At 39.2% G+C, this 4,053-nt stretch carries 2 protein-coding genes and 2 pseudogenes; all 4 read left to right on the top strand.

What is annotated here, in order from left to right:
- Positions 1-123: 123 nt before the first annotated feature.
- Positions 124-303: pseudogene (locus BQ7314_RS13225) on the top strand (transposase); the annotation flags it as partial.
- Between the two features lie 135 nt (positions 304-438).
- Positions 439-3,022: pseudogene (locus BQ7314_RS16170) on the top strand (glycogen/starch/alpha-glucan phosphorylase).
- Positions 3,023-3,082: 60 nt separating this feature from the next.
- Positions 3,083-3,841 carry a pyruvate kinase gene (locus BQ7314_RS13210; RefSeq protein WP_174484161.1) on the top strand — a complete coding sequence of 253 codons (759 nt, stop codon included), beginning with the start codon at positions 3,083-3,085 and terminating at the stop codon, positions 3,839-3,841.
- Positions 3,842-3,864: 23 nt separating this feature from the next.
- The coding region (locus tag BQ7314_RS13205) for a transposase (RefSeq protein WP_174484160.1) at positions 3,865-4,053 on the top strand (189 nt) is incomplete at its 3' end.

The following is a 4,053-nucleotide window of genomic DNA, read 5'->3' as shown; positions in this document are numbered from 1 at the left end:
TGTCGAAAGCATGACTTATCATTTTGGGATTATTTGAAAGATCGCTTATTGGGTATAGGCGATATTCCTCCGTTATCGGAAGTCATCCGTGCGGCCGCTGCCTGTGGATAATGAGAAGTTACAATAAAAGGTAAGTCAGCTATCCAGATATTTAAGCAGTTTCCTTACTTGAAAAAGAAACCTTATTGGGGGAATCATTTTTGGGCTAAAGGGTATTGTGTTGATACGGTAGGCGTTGATGCAGAAATGATCCGTAAATATGTAAAGTTTCAAGAGAAAATAGAAAAGGACTTAGAGTCCTAAATTAAGGCATCAAATTAATGATAGGCGGCAATGGACTAGCCTTCTAAGAGGGCTAGTCATTACACCCTTCTAGGGTGCAATCAAAACCACGTTCTTAGAGCGTGGATTTTTTTTCATAGTTTTAAAGAATATTATGTGCATTTGCTGGGGCGCGATGAAGAAAGCCATCAAGCTCATTACGCTTATGAGGCACTAGGGTTAACCGTCCGTGATCGCTTGATGGAGCGCTGGAAAGAGACGCACCACACCTATAAGCAGGAAAAATGTAAAAGAACTTTTTATTTATCTATGGAATACCTGATGGGGCGCTCTTTAAGTAATGCGATGCTGAACTTAGGCGTTAACGATGTTGCTACCCAAGCAATGTATGATTTAGGTATAGAAATTGAAGAGTTAATTGTAAGTGAACGTGATGCAGGGCTGGGAAATGGTGGATTAGGTCGGTTAGCAGCTTGTTTTATTGATAGCAGTGCCACTTTGCAATTGCCGGTCATTGGTTATGGCTTACGCTATGAATATGGCATGTTTACCCAAGTAATCGAAAATGGTGAGCAGAAAGAAAAACCGGATCACTGGCTAAGGTTGCGTAATGTTTGGGAGGTAAAGAGACAGGAATATACGCATCGAGTCCACTTTGGAGGGCATACTGAGGTACAGACTGATGTAGACGGTGTGCGGCACTATATTTGGGTAGATACTCATGATGTACTGGCTGTACCTTATGACACTCCAATCCCTGGATACCAGAATAATACCGTTAATACGTTGCGTTTGTGGAAGGCTGAAGCAACTGAAGAGTTTAACTTGGATGAATTTAATTCTGGGGATTATGCTGAAGCCGTTGCAGAAAAAATTGGTGCTGAAAATATAACTATGGTGCTGTATCCCAATGATGCCAATGAAAATGGTAAATCTTTGCGTTTGCGTCAACAGTATTTTATGACCTCTGCCAGTCTACAAGACGTGATTTCTCACTGGGTTGGCTTATATGGGGAGGACTTTAGTTTATTTTCTGAAAAAAACTGTTTTCAGTTGAATGATACGCACCCTAGCATTGCTGTTGCAGAATTAATGCGTTTACTGATGGATATGCATGACCTACCCTGGGATAAGGCTTGGGAGATTACGTGTAGTACTATGGCTTATACTAATCACACTTTATTGCCAGAAGCACTAGAGCGCTGGCCAGTGCCTCTTATGCAGTCTTTATTGCCGCGCTTAATGGAAATTATTTTTGAAATTAATGCTCATTTTATTTGTCAAGTGTCGGCTAAATGGCCGGGAGATACGGATAAACTAGCTCGAATGTCGATTATAGAAGAAGGCGGGCAAAAACAGGTACGCATGGCTTATCTAGCAATTGTTGGTAGTTTTTCTGTTAATGGTGTCGCTGAGTTGCATTCTAAGCTATTACAGAAAGACTTATTTTCTGATTTTTATAATCTATGGCCTGAGAAATTTAATAATAAGACCAATGGTGTTACGCCACGCCGTTGGCTAGTTGGCTGTAACCCTGAATTAGCAGCATTCATTACTAAAACGATTGGCTCCGATTGGGTTACTGATTTGTCGTTATTAAAAAAACTAGCGCCCTACGCTGACGATGCAAGTTTTAGAAAGCAATGGCGAGCAATTAAACAGTCTGCAAAGCAAGAATTGGCTGATTATAAAAAGCAAGAACATGATATGGATATTAGGGTCTGTTGCCGTTTCATAGAAGTGGGTAAGAATTTGAATAATTCAAAAATTTAACTGCATAGTGAAGCTAAATAACATACGATTTTTCAAAAAATTTTCGATAAATAGGCATTTATACCGAATTTCTTTATCTATTTTTGAAACGGCAACAGCCCCTAATGTTAATGCTATTTTTGATGTGCAGGTGAAGCGTATTCATGAATACAAACGGCAGGTGCTAAATGTATTGCACGTGATTCATTTATATAATTGTATTAAACACAGTGAAAATGATAATAGGGTGCCCCGTTGTGTGTTAATTGGAGGTAAAGCCGCACCTGGTTATGAAATGGCAAAAACTATTATTAAACTGATTAATAATGTTGCTGCAGTGATCAATGGTGATCCTGACATGCATGGCAAGCTAAATTTACTGTTTTTACCTGACTACAATGTTTCTGCTATGGAGAAAATCTGTCCTGGTACTGATTTATCCGAACAAATCTCTACTGCAGGCAAGGAAGCCTCGGGTACGGGCAATATGAAAATGATGATGAATGGTGCGCTGACAATTGGTACTCTGGATGGTGCAAATATCGAAATTCGTGAAGAGGTAGGCGATGAAAATTTCTTTTTATTTGGTCTAACAGAAGAGCAGGTTGTCGCGCGACGTAAGCATTATGATCCGGAATCACTTATTGATCAGGATGAGGATTTACAGCAGGTAATGAAATTATTGGAGTGTGGCCATTTTAACCAACTTGAGACAGGTATCTTTAATCGTTTAATTGTGTCACTTAAAAGTCCTGATGACCCTTGGATGACCCTAGCTGATTTTCGTAGTTATATTGAGACTCAAGAGCGTGTTGAAAATGCCTATCGTGACCAGGAACATTGGGTGCGCATGAGTATTCTGAATGTTGCGCATAGTGGTAAATTTTCATCTGATCGTACCATCAATGAATATAACCAGGATATCTGGAAATTACAAAAACTACCGGTTAGGCCTAAGAGGTCTGGATTGGTCAGTTTGAATAAGTGATTTTATTGCGCTTATAGCTCTAATTTAATTGAGTTTAAATAAGGAAAAATAAGGTTTGATATGCCAAAAAAAGTTGCAAAAGAACAGCTTGAAAAAGATGTTTATACGGAAATCTTAATACATTTATTAGCTGATGTTGTTGAAATTCGTGAAAAAATTGTGGTGAATGCTGAATGTCGTTTGAAATTATATAAAGAGCATTATCGTGCCGGTATACTAACGAAAAGTGCAACTAATCTAGCGCACTATCTAGCACTTAGGCAATTTGATTTACGACATTTACAAACGCGGCTTTCTCAGGCAGGGCTATCCTCACTCGGTCGTGCTGAAGCTTCGGTCATGTCAACCTTAGATTCGGTTATCTACTTACTCAAGAGAGCAACAGATAGGCAATGTATTCACATAGGAAAAAATCCTAGTGAATATGGTTTTAATCGTGGACAACAGCTTTTAGAGCAGCATACGATTGAGTTATTTGGAGCTTATTACGAAAATAGTAAAGCCCATGTGATGGTTACCTTGGCAACGGCTTCTGCCTGGGATTATCAACAAATTCATGACCTATTGACTAAAGGAATGACTTGTGCTCGTATTAACTGTGCGCATGATGATGTCGTTATTTGGCAAGCTATGATTTGTAATATCCGGCGTGCAGAAGTCGAAACGGGGCGCGCATGTAAAATTATGATGGATCTAGCAGGACATAAGATTCGTACAGGGTTAATTGAACCAGGGCCGGCCATCTATCATATTAAAACTAAAAAAGACAACTATGGTAATGTCATTAGCCCCCTGTGTCAGAATAGTTGTCGCCTCTAAAATAAACTTTAGAGGAAAGAAAAATGAGTCCAAAATATACCGAAGGATTTAAAATACAAGCGGTAGAAAAAGCCCTTAACCGATTACCTGAAATATCACTGACAGAGATGGCAAAAACATTGGGAATAAGTCGTTCAGCTTTGCAACGATGGATTACTCAATCTAAGAACCATCAATTGGAAAATATTTCTGGTAATACAGCCTCACTTGCA

Origin of the sequence: methanotrophic endosymbiont of Bathymodiolus puteoserpentis (Logatchev) (assembly GCF_900128525.1) — a bacterium.
In the GTDB taxonomy this organism is placed as follows: Bacteria; Pseudomonadota; Gammaproteobacteria; order Methylococcales; family Methylomonadaceae; genus Methyloprofundus.
This window is presented reverse-complemented; position numbering and strand designations above follow the sequence as displayed.